Raw genomic sequence first — 17,277 nt, 5'->3', positions numbered from 1 at the left:
GATCGACGCGAACCTTTCACGGCCGCTCCGGGTAGTCGACGCGCATCACGACGCGGCGCGGCGTGGGCCGGCTCACCTCCGCGTACCCGGCTGCGGCGAACATGCTCCGGGTGCCCACATACAGCTCGCCCGGCCAGGCCACCTCTTGGCCGGGCTCGGTCACCAGCGGATAGCCTTCCACGGCCCGTGCGCCGCGCCCCCGCGCGTAGCCGGCGGCGGCCGCGGCCAGGGCCCGGCTGACCCCGCGCCGACGGAACCCCGACCGGGTCACGAAGCAGGTCACCACCCACACGCCGGCATCGGTGCGGTCCTCGTCCCGCCCGGCCCACGGCACGCGCGCGCCGAGCAGCCGGCGATAGACGGTCCGCGGCCCGACGGCGCACCAGCCGGCGGGCTCGCCGTCGAGGTACGCGACCAGGCCGCTCGGCTCGCGCGCCGACGCCTGCTCGCGCAGCCGCTCGGCCCGGTCCAGCGGCGTGGTCGCCTTCCACTGCGCGGCGGACAGCCGGAAGTACTGACACCGGCACCGCGCCGGGTCGCCCCGATCGCCGAAGATCGCCCGCAGGTCGTCCCAGGTCGCCTCGTTGGCCGGCACCACCTTCACATCTGGTGTTCTACCCCACGGCGCGCAGGCCGGTGACCCGCACGCCGCGCTCGGCCAGCCGGGCGGCGACGTCCGCCGAGACCGGCCGCGATGAACGCATCGATCACGGCAAGCCGGAGATTGAGATCCGCGAAGATCTGCCGAACCCTACGGCACGCCGCTTCAGGACCGCGGCCCGTACATGATGATCGCGACCCCGGCGAGACAGATCGCCGCGCCGATGAGGTCGTAGCGATCCGGCCGGAACCGGTCGACGACCATCGCCCACACCAGCGAGCCGGCCACGAACACCCCGCCGTACGCGGCGAGAATCCGCCCGAAATTCGCCTCCGGCTGCAGCGTCACCACGAACCCGTACGCACCGAGGGCCGCGACCCCCGCCCCCATCCACAGCAGCCCCCGATGCTCCCGAACCCCTTGCCAGATCAGCCAGGCCCCACCGATCTCGGCGAGCGCGGCGAGCACGAACAGCAGCCCGGACCGGATGATCGTCATCGGAATATCGCAGCACAGCGGCGCCGCCAGGGAAACCGCGACTATCCGCGGACGGTGAGGCCACGGGAGTTACGGTCCGGACCACCGCGGACATCGCGGTAGCTCTGAAGAATCTCGGTGCGCCCGGTAGGACTCGAACCTACGACCTTGGGATTAGAAGTCCCCTGCTCTATCCACTGAGCTACGAGCGCATGTCGTGGCACAGGCTACCGCCAACCCGGGCCGGATCGCGTGCGGGAGCCGGATTGCCGGCCAGCAGACTTCAAGGACAGCACGTCACGGCGTTGTCCGGCAACAGGGTTGGCGGCGGGCGGCCGCGGCGCGCGGGGGACGCCGCCGCCGGCCCGCCGCCGTTCTCAGACGCCCGCGGGCACGCGGTTGCGCGGCCGTTTGCGTCCGCGCGGCTCCGAGTCGGGCCCGGTCGCGGCGCCGGCCGCCTCCGGGGCGTCCGAGGGCTCCTCGTTCTCCTCGTCTTCCTCTTCCTCGTCGGCCGCCTCCTCGGCCGCGGCCAGGACCTTCTCGAGGTCGGCGGCGAGCTCCGCGTCGCTGCGCTCGAACGGCGAGTCGTTCGCGTCCAGCGCGGCCAGGACCTCCTCGGCGAACGGGTCGTTGTCGTCGACCAGCGTCACGTACCCGCCCAGCTCGGTGTCGTACGCCCGGCGGCGCGGCAGCCCGTTGAGCTCCTCGGCCGGCGCCGTCTCGGCCGCGCCGATGCGCGCGTCGGCGAGCTCGTCGTCGACCGCGCTGGTCAGCGCGTGCGCCTTGATGCGCGCGAACTTCGCGCGGCCGCGGGACAGGTCATGGCCGACCGAATACGCGTCCAGCTCATAACTCACCCGCCGCACGTGATCCTCGGTCTCCCAGTCGCGGCTGTACAGCCGCCCGGTGACGATCACCGGATCACCCACCTGCACGCTGCGCACGACGTTCTCGGCGAGCTGCCGCCAGCAGTTCACCCGCACCCGCAGGCTGTCCCCGTTGATCCACTGTCCGTCGGCCCGGTCGAACCGCCGCGATGTGGATGCCACCTTGAAGTGCGTGACCAGCGTCTGGCTGTCCACGATCCGCCGGCAGTCCGGCGGGTTGAGCACGTTGCCGACGATGGTAACCGTGGTCTCGAACACGATCCTTCTCCTTCTCACTCGCGGTCTGTCGCAAGGCAGCCTGCGGCAACGGCGCCGCCGCCGCTGCGCCGGAACCCCGGATCTGTGGATAACCGGGCCCTTGTGGACAGGGTCGCCCCGATCCCGTTGATCTGTTATGCGCAAGCCGGCGACCTGCGACGACGCGGACCGCCGAACGGACCCGGCGGACGCCGACGAGCCAGAAAAAATTCAGAGCTACCGCGATGTCCGCCGTGGTGCGGACCGTAACTCCCGTGGCCTCATCGCCCGCGGATAGTCACGGTCTCCCTAGCGGCACGGACCCGGCGGCCATCGGCGCCGGCCCCGGGGTGGTGCGGCGCAGCGGATCGGTGCGGATGTCGCACCCGCCGGGCGCAACCTCCGCTCCGCGCGGCCGGGGCCGGATGTATGTCTCCGTGATCATGATGCCCGCGGGACCGCAACACGGGTTTTTCATGATCCCGGAGACTTCTGGTACACGGGGGTACATCACCACTCCGTGATCATGAAAAACCGTTGGTGTCGGGGCCAGTAGCGCATGATCGCGGAGACTTCCGGTCGCTGCGGCGTGCAGCGGCTGCGTGCGGCCGATGCGTGGGACGCGAATCGCCGGCCGTGCCCACCCCGGCGGAGTCGCCGTCCGGAATGCCGGAAGTTATCCACAGCGGCAAATACGGTGTTGACGGGCAGGACGGCGGCCAAGGCGGTCCATCGAAGCGACGATCGGCCCGGAGACGAACACGATCCGCCGGGGCGGCACGACGTCGACGTCGCGGGAGCGTCAGGACGAGGGGGTGAGGCGGCGGGCCGTCATGCGGTGACACCCTTCAGCACCAAGGTCACGCCGTCGGCGAAGCGGCGCCACTCGCCGCGCTTGGCGGCCAGGGGCCTCGGCGCCGGCGGGGGTGAGCTCGTAGACGCGGCGCCTCAGCTTAGGCATCAGGACGGGTCAGCGGTGCTGGCCGTCCGAACCACCGGCGTCGGCCGCCGGGCGGATGCCGAGGAGGTCGGCCGCGGCGGTGACGACGGTGTCGTCGTCGGCGCCAGGCTCGGCCCGGTGCGCGCGCTGCCGTGGCAGCCAGGCCGCCGGGTCCGCCGGCATGACGACGGTGTCGTCGTCGGAACCGAGGCCTGCCGGCACCGCAGGCACGGACGGCAGCGACACAGGCGCCGGAGGCGCGGAGGGCAGCGACGACGGGGCCACCGGAGGTGGAGAGGGCAGTGACACGGGCGCCGGGGGCGGGGAGGGCAGCGACACGGGCGCCGGGGGCGGGGAGGGCAACGACACAGGCGCCGGAGGTGCGGAGGGCTGCGACGCGGGCGCCACGAACTCCTGGGTGCTGCTGTCCGACAGCCAGGAGGCGTCGTCCCGGACCGCCGGGAAGACCACGGTGTCGAGCTCGTGCGGCGCGGCCGGTGATGGCGGTGCGACGGGCGACGGGCTCTCCGGCGGCGCGAGGACGGGCGCGTCGGACGGCTCATCCTCCGGCTTGGCGGGGGAGATCTTGACGCCGGCGGCGAGGATGCCCGCGGCCCCGCCGACCAGGAACGGCCACTGGTGGGACTCGGAGAAGTACGGGAAGGCGAGCAGGCAGATGGGCGTGATCAGCCCCAATATCGCCGCCCCCCGATGCATCGTCGAGGCCTTCCGGCCGGCCAGGGAACGGATGGCCAGGACGGCGATGATCAGCAGGAACGCGGTCACGAGCAGCACGGCGCCGGGGCCGAAGCGCAGCCAGTCCTGCAGAAACTCGTTGTGGACGTAGAGCACGGTGGTCTTGTCCGACGCCAGGCCGGGCAGCTGGGGGTGCTGGGGCCCGATGCCGGTCCAGAAGTTGACGCGCACGTAGGACCAAGCGACGCGGATGTCCTCGAGATGGCCCTGGCTGGACTCGGCCGCCACGTCCTGGCCGCCGCCCTGCTTCCCGCCGGGCTTGGGGGTGGCCCGGGGCGTCGCCGCGCCCTTTGTGGGTGTGCTGGCCGGCCGGGTGGGCGAGGCACCAGCGGTCTCCGTCCGCGAAGCGCCGCCCCGGGTGTCCGGCGTGGGCGTGGGCTTCGACGCGGCCGGGGCGGCCGACGAGGCGCCGATGACGCGGTTGGTGATGTCCGAGCGCATCCCGGGTAACACCAGGATGCACACGGCGAGCACCACCGCGCTGAGGGCGGAGCGGCGCACGATCGCCTTCCACTCCCGGCTGAGCAGGACGCTGAAGGCGAGGACGATGAGCGTGGCGAGCCAGATGGTCAGCCGGAACCCGATCAGCAACAGCACCAGCGACAGACCCATGGCCAGCGCGGCCGGCCAGAGCAGGCGGGACCGGCTGATCAGCAGGGCGCCGAAGACCGCGGTCGCGACGGCCGGCAGGGCGGAGTCGTAGTAGGTGAAGTAGCGGCTCACCCGCTCGTCGGCGGCCTGCCCGGTGGCCACGGCATAGGCCGCGGCGATCACGAGGATGCCCAGGCCGCTCAGCGCCGCGATCTTGACGGCCTTGATCTCCTCGGGGAACTCCATGACGAGCAGGCCGATGACCACCGCCATCGCGGCCACGACGAAGTTGCGGCTGTTCTGGTTGGCCGCGGAGAACACGGACTGGCCGTAGACGATGCCCAGCACGAACGCGAGCGCCGCGAGCGCCGCCAGGCAGCCGAGGAGCCACCAGGCGACCCGGCGGAGCACGAGGCGGTCGCCGCGGCGGTAGAGGCGGATGAGCGCGACGACGATCGCCGAGGCGGCGAGGAAGTCGATCGCGGGCGCCTTGCCTTCGTAGAAGATCCGCGATCCCAGCATCGTCACGTAGTCGAAGCCCCGGCCCGACGGGGCCTCACGCGCCGTGATCGCGAAGAACGCGACGGTGGCCAGGGCATACCGCCCGGCGACGACGGGCAGTGCCACCGCCGCCGCCAGCGTGATGTAGTAGCTCGGCGACCAGATCGCCAGCGGGACCGTCAGGCCCAGGGCCACGACGGCGCGGACCCAGAACAGCGGGCCGAAGTCGCCGCCGGGACGCCGATGCGATCGCGGCGCCGTCATCGGTGCGGTTTCCCTCGCCGACGCCTGGGGATAGGAGGGGTCAGGCTGCGCGGACATTGGATCGCTCATCGTCTCGAGTGGTCCTCGATGTGTGCTGCGCTGCGTCGCAGCCCAGTGTCGTGGCGGACTGCGCCGCCATCGGCGGGACCGAGAACGCCGCCGGTAGGCCGTGCGGCAAAGAGACCCCCCGTTGTTGAACGTGTGGCAGGGTACCAAAGACGGCCGATCGTTTCCACACGCCGGCCGCCGGCGGAGTCGCCGTCAAGCACGATCAGGGCTCCGTCGCCATCACCTGCACCGCCCCGCCGGGGAACAGCGCGCAGACCTGCGTCTTGCCGCCCTCCTTGCGGACGAAGATCCGGACCGTGTCGGCGTCCGGGGGCGGCGGGGTCGCCTGGACCCGCAGGTCGAACGCCGGCCGGATGACGAGGTTCTTCCCGGTGTCGCCGACCCCGCCGAAGAGCTCGACCTGCGTGGTCGCGGCCGGCGTGCCGATCCACCCGCGGCCGGAACCGGGGATGACCTTGCCCTGTTTGTCCTTCGCGCCGGGCAGCGACAGGTTCGCCCGGACGCTCGACGCGCCCTGCTCGGCACCGAAGTCGACGGCGGCGGTACCACAGTTGACGATCTTGGTGTCGATGATGCTGCCGGTCGGCTCGCCGCGCTTGGGCCCGGCCACGAACTGGATGCCGATCTCGTCACCCGGCCCGGCGTAGTTGTAGCCGAGGACCATCCCGCCGATCCACTTCACCCCGTTGCGGGAGATCCGCACCCCCACGCCACCGTTGAGGTCGGCGTAGCAGTTCATGCAGCTGAGGTGGCCGGCGGCAAGGTCGAAGGAGATGTTCTGCTCCATGCCCCAGGCGTGGCAGTTGACCATCAGCGATCCGGCGCTGTTGGCGCTCATCCGGAATCCGGTGCCGCGGTTCTGAAACGCCAGGCAGTTGAGGAACATCGAGTCGTGCGGACCGGCGAAGTTGACGCCGTGGCCGTCGTTCTCGTGCGACCGGATGCCGGACAGCCGCGCCTCCATCTGGTGGGACGGGGGTGGCAGCGCGCTCGAGGTTCCCCACTCGCTGAAGATGCCGTCGTTTTTGCAGTTGTACGCGATGACGTCGCTGATCTCGTAGCCATAGCTGTACAGGCGCAGGCCGAAGCCGCCGTCGGCGTTGCGGCTCTTGTTCCCGTCCAGGGTAAGATCGCGGATGCTGAACATCGTGGTGCCGCCGTCGGAGGCGGTCCCGGTCAGCTTCGAGAAGCCGTCGGACTCGATGATCGCGGAGTTCGCGCCGGGAAAGAGCTTGAGCACCGTCGCGTCGCCGCCCGCGCCGCGCAGGTGGATGCGCGAGTAGAGGGTCAGCCGCCGGGTCAGGTAGGTCCCGGGCGGCAGAAACACGATGCCGCCGGTCTCCCGCGCGGCGTCGATCGCCGCCTGGATCTTCGCCGTGTCGTCGGCGTCGCCGTCGCCGACGGCGCCGAAGTCGCGGACGTTGAACGCCGTATCGCTCGTGCCGGCGGGCGGCGCCGAGGTCTCGTGGTCGCGGTTGACCACCACGCCCACCGCGGCGGCGCCCGATGCCGCGGCCAGCACCCCGCCCGTCAGCGCCGCGCGCCGGGACACGACCGGTGTCGTCGGCGACGGATCACTACCGGAGCGGACCATGCGACCTCCTCATCCGACCGGACGGCCGGCCGCGGCGCCCGCCCCGGCCAGTCTCATCGTGCATGCCGGCCCGCGTGCCGTCGCGGCGCGACGGCGTTCACGCGCGAGATGAGCTGGTCCTGGAGCATGACGAGGTCGTCGCGGTACAGCACGGTCAGCATGCGCAAGGAGTGGCTCGTGCCCGCGCGGCGCAGTGCGACCGCGGCGACCACGACGGAGACACCGTAACCGACGAGGCTGGCCAGCGCCGCGCCGACGGCGCCGAGCGGCGCCAGGACGAACAGCATCACCACGCCGCACACCGAGCCGGCGACCAGGGCGGTCGAGGACCAGCCGGCTTTGCCGTTGGCCAGGAGTACGGCGGTGAACAGCGTCATGTTGGTGTACAGGACCGTCGCGAGGCAGAGGATCAGCGTGGGCTTGACGGCGGGGGTGAACTCCGCGCCGAAGACGAACGGCACGGCGACGGTCGCGATGAGCGCCAGGAATCCGCAGGCGAACACGGACGCCGCGACGGCCAGCCGGGCGAACTGCGTCTCGCGGCGCGGATCGGCCGAGCCCGACCGGCCCAGCAGGACGGTGCGGGCCGCCGTGGCGATCACCATCGGGATCTCCGCGACGCTCACCGCCACCGCGTAGTACCCGAGCTCCTTCGCCCCGATCACCGGCAGGCCGACGATCTGGTCGAGCCGCGCGCTGGAGACCGCGGCCAGTGAGCCGGGCAGGCAGGCCATGGCGTAGGTGAACAGCGAGCGGGTGGGGATGGCGGCCGGGGGCGGCCCGTCGTCGTCGGGCGCGTTCCACAGGCTGCGCAGGCCGGAGACGACCCCGAACGCGGCGGTGATCACGAAGAGCAGGGCCGCCCAGAACGCGTCGAGGTCGAACGCCAGGCAGGCGAAGATGACCAGCCCGGTCCGGGCGAGCGCCGGGATGACCTTCACGCGGTTGACGCCGCGGATGTCCGATGCGCCGGTGAGGCCGCCGATGAGCAGGTTGGAGGTGACGTGCAGCGGCGCCAGCACGACCAGGACGAGGAAGTGGCGGTACTGGTCCGGGTCGTCGTCGAAGACGAACATGCCCAGCGCGGCCAGCAGCACGATGCTCAGCACGCCCAGCGGCAGCGAGGCGACGACGCTCACCTTGGCCGCGGCCCGCCGGCCGACGGTCCCGTTGCGCACGTGGAAGCTCAGCGCGTCCTGCAGGCCGAAGGTGCCGAGCCAGCCGTAGACCACGATGGGCAAGGTCAGGGCGGCATACAGGCCGCGGTTCTCCGGGCCGAGCTCCCGGGACAGGAAGGGGCTCACGAGCAGCCCGCTGATCGGGATGAGCAGGTTGGCGAACGAGGCGGCCGCCAGCTTCCTGTTCGACATCAGCGGTACCCGTGCACCGGCGCGCCGGCGCTGCCGAGGTAGCCGGTCTCGGTCAGCGATCGGATGAGGTGGCCGGCGAAGTACTCCTCGGAGAAGTGCTCGCGCACCACGCGGAGCGCCTCGGCGGCCATCCGGTCGTACTCCTCGGCGGTGGTGGAGACGATGCCGTCGGCGAGCGCGGCGGGCGTCTCGGCGATCCGCACGGCCGGCGTCGCCGGGACGCCCTCGGCGCCGACGGCGGTGCTGAAGACGGGAATCGAGTGCGACAACAGCGTGAGCGTCTTGAGCTTGACCCCGGCGCCGCTCCACAGCGGAACCACCGCCGCCCGGGCCGTCGAAAGCACCGGCCGCAGGTCCTCGACGTAGCCGAGCACCTCCACGCCCTCGTACTTCGCCAGGCCCGCCCGCATCGCGTCGCTGAGGCCGGACCCGATCAGGGTCAGGGTGTAGCCGGCCTGCCGCACCGTCGCCCAGCTCTCGTCGAGGAACCGCAGCAGGCCGAGCAGGTTGGGCCGGTAGGAGAAGCTGCTGAGCCACACCAGCCGGCCCGGCTGCGGCTGCGGCGTGTAGCCGGTCGGGACGGTGACGCAGCTGGGCAGCGTGAAGTCCGCGGCCCGGCCGTGGTGGGCGAGCAGGCGGTCGGACTCGTCGGCGCTGGTGACGGACACGGTGCTGACGCGGCCCAGCGCGTCGGCCTCGAACCGGCCGGAGACCCGGGCGAGGTACTGCGCGCGCAGCCGGTGCGCCGCGCCCGGCGCCTCCGCGACGTCCTGCCGCGTGCTCGCGGCCAGGACGTTCGCCTTGTCCCAGTGCCAGCGCAGCATGGTGTCGCGGAAGTACGCGCCGGCGGCCTCGCCGATGGCGATGCCGGCCCCGCTGCTGCCGATGAGCCGCTCGTGCAGCGGCTGGCTGTACCGGCTGCGGATCCACGGCGGCATGCCCTCGAAGGACGCCTCGGGGAAGCGCCCGAGCGCTCCCAGCCGGTTGAGCCGGTACGGCGTGGCCCGGAAGTCCTCGACCTCGACATTGGGCAGCAGCTGCCGCAGCTCGGTGACGAGCGCCGGGGTCGTGTCGTGACGCCGCACGACGAGCAGCCTATAGCTACGGCTGTGCGCGATCGCCCGGAGGATCATGAGCACGCGCACCGGATCCCCGCGGTCCTGCGGTAACGGGAAGAACGTCGAGACGACCGTGAGGTTCATCGGCTCACCCAACCTGACCGGTCCGTTCGGCTTCGGCGGTGCGGGCGCTCCGCTCGACCAGGCTCGACCAGGTGCCGAGCAGCCGCTCCGCCTGCAGCCCGGGCGCGAACTCGGTGCGGATCCGGTCCCGCAGCGCCGCCGACCGGCGCAGCGCCTCGCCCGGCGCACCGCCGGCGTGGGCGATCGCCGCGGCGAGGGCGTCCGGGTCGTCGGGCGGCACGAGCCAGCCGCTGCCCGTGTCCACGAGCTCCGGTATGCCGGAGACCGCGGTGGTGACGACCGGGACACCGCGGGCGGCCGCCTCCATCAGGAACACCGGGATGCCGTCGACGTCGCCGTTGGCGGCGCGCCGGCACGGCAGCACGGCGAGGTCGGCCGCGGCCAGCCCCCGCATCGCCTCCGCGTGTGGCGTGGCGCCGTGCAGGGTCACGCTGGAGGCCAGCAGCGGGCTGGCCGCCACCGCCTGGCGCAGGCGCTCGCCCTGCGGGCCGTCGCCGTAGACGTCGTAGCGCACCCGGTGCCCGGCCTGCGCGAGCCGGGCCACCGCCTCCAGGGCCGTGTCGATGCCCTTCTTCTCGATCAGGCGGGCGATCGTGACGAGCCGTACCTCGCCGCCGTGCGCGGGCGCCGGCCGGTCGACGAACTCGCCGTCGAACGCGGCGCGCGCGACGCTGTGCGGGACCCGGGTCAGGTCGACGCCCTTCATCCGCAGCTGCGCCGCCGCCGCGGCCGAGATGACGAACAGGTGGGCGAGCGCGGTCACGCGCCGGTCGAGCGCCGCCGGATTGTCGTCGAGCAGGAAGTCCGCCGCATGGGCGAGCGCGGTCACCGGCACGCCGAGGCGGTCGGCGACCAGGACCGCGACGGCGGTGGGCAGGTTGAGGAAGTGCGTGTGCACGACGTCCGGGCGGAACTGGCGCACCTGCGGGGTCAGCGCGGTGGCGTACGCGCCGGCCAGCACCGCCCGCGCCCCGTAGGAGGCGCCGAGCCGGCCGACCTGGCCCGGCAGCCGGGCGGGATGGCTCATGAGCGTCCGGAACGCCCCGACCGCCTCGGCGCGCCGGCTCTGTTGCCGGCTCCGCGCGAAGAACAGGCCGACCTCGGCGCCCGCGGCCCGGACGGCGTTGATCTCCGACCAGATGAAGGTCTCGCTGTAGGTGGGCTCCCGCAGCAGCACGTACGCCACGCGGAGCGGTTGGGTCCGGCCGGTCATACCGCCTGCCGCCTGTCTGCCGGTGCCGGCACGCCCAGCACGGCCCCGAAGAAGGCCGCGTGCGCGTCCACGCATTCGTCGTCGGTGAGCAGCCCCGGCGTGGCGGCCGCGCCGGCGGCGAGGCGCACGCGCGCGTCGCGGGAGTCCGCCAGCGTGCGCAGCGCGGCGGCGAGCGCCGGGGCGTCGTCGCGCGGCACGAGCAGCCCGTTGCCGCCCGGCCGGATCCACTCGCTCGGCCCGCCGCCTTCGGTGGCGATGACCGGCTTGGCCCGGGCCAGGCCCTGCAGCACCGACTGGCCGAGCGGCTCGGGGCGGATGGAGGCGTGGACCAGGACGTCGACCGAGTCGATGAACCGGGGCACGTCCTCGACGTGGCCGAGGAAGACCACCTGGTCGGCGATTCCCAGCCGGGCGGCCAGCTCGTGCAGCTCCTGCTCGTACTCGGTCTCGCCGAACAGCGGCGCACCGGCGAGGAACGCGCGCACCTCGGTGCCCGCGAACGCGCCGGCGAACGCCTCGAGAAAGACGTGCTGGCCCTTCCAGCGCTGGAGCCGCCCGACCATGCCCACCGAGCGCACCCGGTCCCCGACCGCCGGCGCCGCGACGCGAGCGCTGACGCCGCTCGGGCTCTGCAGCACGGTCCGCAGGCTGCCCGGGCCGAGGCGGTCCTCGGCCGAGCGCAGCGTGGTCTGGGAGTTCGCGATGACGGCGTCGGCCCGCGGCAGCCCGATGCGGGTGAACGCCTCGAAGCCGAACCGGCCCAGGCTCTCCACGGCGACCAGGTCCCGCAGGTGCACGACGAGCGGGATCGCCCGGCCGCGGACGGCCATCGCGCAGATGATCGCCGCGGCGGCGGAGTTGGCGTGCACCAGGTCGGCGTCGCGCATCAGCGGGCCGGCCCGCAGCGCCCGGGCCGAGGCGCGCAGCGCCGACAGGTACTTCACGGCCAGCGCGGGGCTCTTGCCCCTGGTCCCGCCGCCGGGCAGGCCCGGGAGGTCCAGCTGGACGGGCACGCCGTGCGCGGGCAGCCCGGCGAAGGCGTCGCCGCCCGCCGCCGAGCAGACGCCGGCCTGCCATCGCGGCCGCTGCGAGAGCAGGCGCACCAAGGCGAGCTCGGCGCCGCCCCGCTGGGAGGTATGGCTGACGTGGACGATGCGCATCATGTCAGGACGCGTCATCCGTGACCCACGCGGCGACGTTCGCCTTGAACACGTCCGTGGAGAAGTTCCACGCGTGCGCGGCGATCCGATGGTTGTCGAGCTTGTCGAGGTGCTGCAGCGCGGCCGCGTAGTCCGCCGGGTCCATCGAGTCGATGAGGAACCCGGTGTCACCGTCGACCACCGTCTCCAGCAGCCCGCCGCGGCGCACGCCGAGCACCGGGGTGCCGCAGGCCTGCGCCTCGACCGGGATGATGCCGAAGTCCTCGTGGGCCGGGAACAGCAGCGCCCGGGCGCCCCAGTAGAGCTCGCGCAGCCGCTCGCGGGACGGCTGGTGCTCGAAGGTGACCGGCACGCGGGCCGCCGCCGCGGCGCGGCGCAGCCGCTCCTCCTCGGGGCCGGACCCGGCGATCACCAGCGGCATCCGGGCGGCGTCGGCGATGGCGATGATGAGGTCGAAGTTCTTGTACGGGATCCAGCGACCGGCGCCGAGCAGGTAGCCGCGCTCCTGGGCGCGCTGCGCGGCGGGGGCCTCGGCGAAGTACGCCACGTCGACCGGGGGGTTGATGACCCGCGCGTCGCGGTTCCAGAAGCGGCGGATCCGCGCCTGCACCTCGCGGGAGTTCGCGGCGTAGCTGTGCACGTGCCGGCTGAGCCGCACGTCGGCCGCCTGCAGGGCCCGGCGCGGCACGGTCAGCAGGCCGCCGGAGCCGCGGCCGTCGAAGTCGGGGCTCCAGACGTACCGCGCCGGGGAGTGGATGTAGCTGAGGTACCGCGTGTGCTCGGCCGAGCCCATCTTCACCGTGTGCGCGAAGGCGTGGCTGGAGGAGATGACGACGTCGAAGTCCTCGCGGGTCAGGGTGCGCCAGGCCAGCGGCATGACCGGCAGGGCCAGCGGCTTCGCGTGCCGCAGCGGCGTGCGGGCCAGCCACGACTCGCGGAACCCGTCCGCGCGGTGTGCCCCCTCGTCGCGCCAGAGCACGAACGGCTTGGCCTGCGGCAGCACCTCGCTGATGGCGACGAAGACGTTCTCTGAGCCGCCGGTCACGCCGAACCACTCGTGCACGATGGCGACCGACCGGCCCGGCAACAACGGCGCCGGCGCGTGATCCACTTCCGGTCCTCCTGGGGTCAAGGGTTTTGGACGGGGGTACTGCCGGTCAGCGCCCGCCGCCACGGAAGACTTCCGCGACGGTGCGCAGGATCACCTTGGCATCGAGCCAGATCGACCAGTTCTCGATGTAGTAGTTGTCGAACCGGGCCCGGTCCGAGATCGGCGTGTCCCCGCGCAGCCCGCTGACCTGCGCCAGCCCGGTGAGCCCGACCGGCACCCGGTGCCGCAGGGCGTAGTCGGGGTGCTGGGCGGAGAACTGGTCGACGAAGTACGGCCGCTCGGGCCGCGGCCCGACGATCGTCATGTCGCCGCGCAGGATGTTCCACAGCTGGGGCAGCTCGTCGAGCGAGGTGCGGCGCAGGAAGCGGCCGACCGGCCCGATGCGCTTGTCGTGGGCGACGTTCCAGTTGGTCTGCGACTCGGCCTCGTTCACGGGCCGCATCGAGCGGAACTTCACCAGCTGGAACGTGCGGCCGTACTGCCCGATCCGCTGCTGCCGGAAGAAGATCCCGGGGCCGCCCTCGAGCCGCACGGCGATCGCGCACACCAGCAGGATCGGGCTCAGCGCCAGCAGGGCGAGCGCGGACAGGATGACGTCGCAGCCGCGCTTGACCAGCCACCGGGCGCCGGACAGCATCGGCGGGCGCACCCGCACGACCGGGATCGCGCCGATGTGGTCCGGGCTGCCGACCTGAGCGCTGAACTCGCGCAGCCGCGGCACCATCCACACGTCGAGGTTCGCGGCCGCGGCGGAGCGCACGATCGGCAGCAGCTGGTCCTCGGGGCAGTCGATGTCGGCGATGATCACGACGTCGCATTCGACCCGCCGCGCGACCGCGCCGAGGTCGTGGAGGCTGCCGACGAGCGGGGTGCTGTCCTTGACGTCGTGCGCGGTGGAGTCCACGTCGACGAAGCCGGTGAAGCGCAGGCCGTACTCCGGATACCGCCGCAGCAGCCGGGCCAGCTCCAGCGCCACCGGCCCGCCGCCGAGGATGACCGCCCCGTGCTCGACCCAGCGCCTGCGCCGGGCGAGGCGCACGGAGGCGTAGGAGACGCTGCGGCCGAGCAGCGCCAGCGCGGCGGAGATCGCCACCACGCGCAGGTAGGACGCGAGGTGCTCGGCCGAGGAGTGCCGGATCGCGACCACGATGCTCACCAGCGCGCTGGCCACGAGCATCCGGCCGAGGAGCGTCGGCAGGTCGTCGAGCAGGCTCAGGTGGCGGCGGGCGCTGTAGAGCCCGCCGATCCCGAACAGCAGCGCGGTCAGCCCCGCGGTGACCACGATGCTCTTCCAGTGCTGCTGGAAGTGGAGTGCGGGGGCGGCGAAGGCCACCACGTCGACCGGCGCCGACAGCATCCACATCCGCAGCTTGCGGGTCCGGCGGGCGGCCGGCGAGCTCACGTACGGCAGGACGACGGTCGAGCCGACGACGGCCTTCGAGTACTCCACGGTCTCGTCGAGGTCGACGCCCTCCGACTCGCCGGGGGTGCGCTGGGCCGGCACCGCGGAGTGTGAGGCGCGGCGATTACGGTGAGTGGGTAGCGCCCCACTCTCGGCAGGCGTAGAACGTCCCGGATCCAGCTGCATCGCTTCCCTCACCAAAGCGACGAACTCGATCCGTCGCGTCCCCGATGGATGAGGATGCTAAGCCCGGGCTAATCGATTCCACTACCCCAGGGGGTTGCGGTAAACCCACATTTGAGAGACGCGTCACGTTTCTCACGGCGCGCCGTCGGATGTGCTAACCCGCTGCTCGCGGGCATTTGACCGATATTCATGGCCTTTGCGCGTTTCGATTTTCCATCCAATTCGGACAGAAGCTACAGAAGACCGGCGATCTTGCTCCACCGCCGCCGTGCGGACCTCGAATATCGACGCCAGATCGGTAGGTGACCTAGGACATCCCTCAGTACGATCCTCGCCATGCCAAGGGGAACACCGCCTACTGACAGTGACGCCACCGTCGTCACCGCCCGCATTCCGGCGCCCCGATCGGGGGCACGCGGTGGCCGGCGCAGGCTGGACACGACCGAGGGGCCCGAGGGGCCCGGCGAGGGCCGGCCCGCGCCCAAGCGCCGCCGCTGGAAGCGGACCGTGCTGCTCATCGCGGCCTCGCTGGTCGTGCTGATCGGCGCGGGGGTGCTGGGCACCGCGCTGTGGCTGAACTCGGTGACGGGCGACGTGAAGCGGGTCGACGCGTTCTCCGACGTGCCCCAGGGCGATCGGCCCGAGAAGGCCCCAGAGGCCAAGAACGCGATGAACTTCCTGCTGCTGGGCAGCGACACCCGCGACCCGGACAACCAGAACGGCTCGCGCAGCGACACCATCATCGTGCTGCACCTGGACAAGGACCACAAAAAGGCGCAGATGGTGTCGATCCCCCGCGACACCTACGTCTTCATCCCGAAGTCGCAGACCAGTCAGTATGGCAACACCAACGCGAAGATCAACGCGTCGTACGCCTGGGGCGGCGTGCCCCTGGTCGTGCAGACCGTGGAGAAGTTCACCGGCGTGCGCCTCGACCACGTCGTCATCGTCGACTTCTCCGGGTTCAGGGAGATCGTCGACGCCCTGGGCGGCGTCGAGATCGACGTGTCCCAGAGCTTCGACTCGACGCACTCGCTCAACCCGGACGGCAAGCGGCACTTCGACAAGGGCCTGCAGACGATGGACGGCGCCATGGCGCTGGACTACTCGCGTGAGCGGTACGCGTTCAAGGACGGCGACTTCGCCCGCATCCAGCACCAGCAGCAGGTGATCAAGGCCATCCTCAACAAGGCGGCCTCCGGCGGCACGCTGAGCAACCCGAGCCGGCTGAACTCGTTCCTGCACGCCACCGCGGACGCGGTCACCGTCGACGGCACGCTCAACATGTTCGACATGGCGATGGAGCTGCGCAACCTGCGCGGCGACGACCTGACCTTCTACACCAGCCCGACCAAGGGCACCGGCATGGTCGGCTCGGAGAGCGTGGTCTTCTCCGACGACGCCAAGGTCAAGCCGTTCTACGACGCCATCCGCGAGGACAAGCCGCTCCCGGCCTGAGCAGCGCCCCGATCGCCGGCGGCGGCAGCGCGGACACCCCGCCCTGCCGCCGCCGGCGCGCTCGGCCGGGGCTCTCAGCTGTGCCGGTGCCAAAGGTCCCGGAACGCGTTCCAGTCTCCGCCGAGGATGTCGTCGCATCCGGCCTCCATGTACAGCGCCGCGTCGCTCCCGTCGGGGCTCCACACGATGCCGCACACGATCCGGTCGCTGCCGCTTTCCTTCCGCGCGATCTCGATGTATTGGCCGGTCGTGCCGCTGGCGCCGGTCTTCGTGCCGGCCGGGGCCGCCCCCGGGGCCAGCTCGGCCGCGGCGGCGTTGCTCTTCATCGCGTTCGCCTGCGCCCCGTCGTGGTCGTTCGCCGACAGGTACGCCACGAACTGGAGCAGGACGCCGCCGTAGCGGCAGTTGACGCGCTTCGACTCGCCCCGGAACTTCTTCGGGCCGCCGGCGTCGGTGTCGGTCAGGCAGGGGGCGACGTCGGGCAGCCACGGCGTGGCGAGATCGAGCAGCGCGCCGTCGAACTTCGCCTTGTTCCGGTTGGCCTGGATCGACTGGAACGCGGTCAGCGGCGGGCTGGTGGACGGCGCCGCCTTGGCCTCCCCGCCGGCCGGGGCGAGCTTGCCGCCGGTGCCGACCAGGTAGCCGCCGGCGCCCGCGAGCAGCGCGACGACCACGGCCACGACGATCGTCCACAGCAGCGCCCGGCTCCCCGACCCGGAGCCGCCGCCACCACCGGTGCTCCTGCCGGCACCGCTCCCGCCCCCGCTGCCGGTGCCCGGACCGGGCAGCGGGGGCACCGACGGATCCGCCCTCCAGGGCTGCGGCTGCCCCCAGGCACCGGGCGGCGCCGAGACCGGCGGCGCCGGCTGCCCCCACACCCCGGGCGGCCCGGAGACCGGCGGTCCCGGCGGCGCGTACGGCGGCGGCCCGCCGTACTGCTGCGGCGGTGGCGGCACGTACACCGGCGGGACCTGCCCGTACTGCGGATCGACGTACGGCGCCGGCGGCCCGGGCTGGGGCGGCGGCGAGTACGGCGGCTGGATTTGCGGCGGCTGAACCTGTGGCGGCTGCACAAGGGGCTCGGTCTGTTGGTCCTGATGCCAGTCCGACGGCTCCCCCTCCCGCGCCATGGGCGGCACGGCCCACGGCGAGTTCGGGCTGGGCCCGCCGGCCGGTTGGCCGGGTCCTGGTTGCTGGCGCGCCTGGTCACTCACGTGCCGCAGGGTATCAATGCGCCTCGACTAAAGGGATCGGACGA

13 protein-coding genes and 1 tRNA gene are annotated in these 17,277 nt (G+C 72.4%); 1 reads left to right on the top strand and 13 read right to left on the bottom strand.

The genetic code is table 11. From position 1 onward, the window contains the following. Positions 1 to 16: 16 nt before the first annotated feature. From ACQPXD_RS05830 to ACQPXD_RS05775, 12 genes are all read right to left on the bottom strand, one after another. Complete coding sequence (locus tag ACQPXD_RS05830) at positions 17 to 604, bottom strand: GNAT family N-acetyltransferase (protein WP_432835563.1); 588 nt, start codon at positions 602 to 604, stop codon at positions 17 to 19. A gap of 162 nt (positions 605 to 766) precedes the next feature. Beyond that, positions 767 to 1,099, bottom strand: a complete 333-nt coding sequence (locus ACQPXD_RS05825; protein WP_432835562.1) for a YnfA family protein — start codon at positions 1,097 to 1,099, stop codon at positions 767 to 769. A gap of 118 nt (positions 1,100 to 1,217) precedes the next feature. Beyond that, a tRNA-Arg gene (locus ACQPXD_RS05820) sits at positions 1,218 to 1,290 on the bottom strand. A gap of 165 nt (positions 1,291 to 1,455) precedes the next feature. Continuing rightward, a complete protein-coding gene (locus tag ACQPXD_RS05815; protein ID WP_432835560.1) occupies positions 1,456 to 2,223 on the bottom strand; it encodes a single-stranded DNA-binding protein in 768 nt (255 codons plus the stop codon). 949 nt (positions 2,224 to 3,172) lie between these two features. Next, entirely contained in the window at positions 3,173 to 5,254 is a 2,082-nt protein-coding gene (locus tag ACQPXD_RS05810) for an O-antigen ligase family protein (protein ID WP_432835558.1), read from the bottom strand. A 271-nt stretch (positions 5,255 to 5,525) separates the two neighbouring features. Then, entirely contained in the window at positions 5,526 to 6,917 is a 1,392-nt protein-coding gene (locus tag ACQPXD_RS05805; RefSeq protein WP_432835556.1) for a glycoside hydrolase family 55 protein, read from the bottom strand. Between the two features lie 53 nt (positions 6,918 to 6,970). Further along, complete coding sequence (locus ACQPXD_RS05800; protein ID WP_432835554.1) at positions 6,971 to 8,287, bottom strand: lipopolysaccharide biosynthesis protein; 1,317 nt, start codon at positions 8,285 to 8,287, stop codon at positions 6,971 to 6,973. After that, the gene (locus ACQPXD_RS05795; protein ID WP_432835552.1) at positions 8,287 to 9,372 is read right to left on the bottom strand and encodes a glycosyltransferase family 4 protein; all 1,086 of its coding nucleotides are present in this window, start codon (positions 9,370 to 9,372) and stop codon (positions 8,287 to 8,289) included. Before ACQPXD_RS05795 ends, ACQPXD_RS05800 begins: the two co-directional genes overlap by 1 nt. A 121-nt stretch (positions 9,373 to 9,493) precedes the next feature. Continuing rightward, the gene (locus tag ACQPXD_RS05790) at positions 9,494 to 10,675 is read right to left on the bottom strand and encodes a glycosyltransferase (RefSeq protein ID WP_432835550.1); all 1,182 of its coding nucleotides are present in this window, start codon (positions 10,673 to 10,675) and stop codon (positions 9,494 to 9,496) included. 23 nt (positions 10,676 to 10,698) lie between these two features. Then, the gene (locus ACQPXD_RS05785; protein WP_432835548.1) at positions 10,699 to 11,880 is read right to left on the bottom strand and encodes a glycosyltransferase; all 1,182 of its coding nucleotides are present in this window, start codon (positions 11,878 to 11,880) and stop codon (positions 10,699 to 10,701) included. Next, positions 11,867 to 12,973 carry a glycosyltransferase gene (locus ACQPXD_RS05780; protein ID WP_432835546.1) on the bottom strand — a complete coding sequence of 369 codons (1,107 nt, stop codon included), beginning with the start codon at positions 12,971 to 12,973 and terminating at the stop codon, positions 11,867 to 11,869. The genes ACQPXD_RS05785 and ACQPXD_RS05780 overlap by 14 nt, the downstream gene beginning before the upstream one ends. Before the next feature lie 46 nt (positions 12,974 to 13,019). After that, positions 13,020 to 14,477 carry a sugar transferase gene (locus ACQPXD_RS05775; protein WP_432835544.1) on the bottom strand — a complete coding sequence of 486 codons (1,458 nt, stop codon included), beginning with the start codon at positions 14,475 to 14,477 and terminating at the stop codon, positions 13,020 to 13,022. Between the two features lie 594 nt (positions 14,478 to 15,071). On the opposite strand from ACQPXD_RS05775, the gene ACQPXD_RS05770 reads away from it, so the two are divergent. Beyond that, positions 15,072 to 16,019 (top strand): LCP family protein, encoded by a 948-nt coding sequence (locus ACQPXD_RS05770; RefSeq protein WP_432843662.1) that lies wholly within the window; start codon positions 15,072 to 15,074, stop codon positions 16,017 to 16,019. A gap of 74 nt (positions 16,020 to 16,093) precedes the next feature. Here the strand turns inward: ACQPXD_RS05770 and ACQPXD_RS05765 are convergent, their stop codons facing one another. After that, positions 16,094 to 17,233, bottom strand: coding sequence for a hypothetical protein (locus ACQPXD_RS05765; protein WP_432835542.1), 1,140 nt, complete (start codon positions 17,231 to 17,233; stop codon positions 16,094 to 16,096). Positions 17,234 to 17,277: the final 44 nt, after the last annotated feature.

Source organism: Dactylosporangium sp. CA-092794, assembly GCF_050948465.1.
In the GTDB taxonomy this organism is placed as follows: domain Bacteria; phylum Actinomycetota; class Actinomycetes; order Mycobacteriales; family Micromonosporaceae; genus Dactylosporangium.
Note: the sequence above shows the minus strand (reverse complement) of the source record. Positions and strands in the feature narration are given on the sequence as shown.

What these genes read in the sequence shown, in the direction of transcription:
- ACQPXD_RS05805 (WP_432835556.1), bottom strand. Translation starts at nt 6,917, where the DNA reads ATGGTCCGCTCCGGTAGTGATCCGTCGCCGACGACACCGGTCGTGTCC.
- ACQPXD_RS05810 (WP_432835558.1), bottom strand. Translation starts at nt 5,254, where the DNA reads ATGACGGCGCCGCGATCGCATCGGCGTCCCGGCGGCGACTTCGGCCCG.
- ACQPXD_RS05825 (WP_432835562.1), bottom strand. Translation starts at nt 1,099, where the DNA reads ATGACGATCATCCGGTCCGGGCTGCTGTTCGTGCTCGCCGCGCTCGCC.
- ACQPXD_RS05800 (WP_432835554.1), bottom strand. Translation starts at nt 8,287, where the DNA reads ATGTCGAACAGGAAGCTGGCGGCCGCCTCGTTCGCCAACCTGCTCATC.
- ACQPXD_RS05785 (WP_432835548.1), bottom strand. Translation starts at nt 11,880, where the DNA reads ATGACGCGTCCTGACATGATGCGCATCGTCCACGTCAGCCATACCTCC.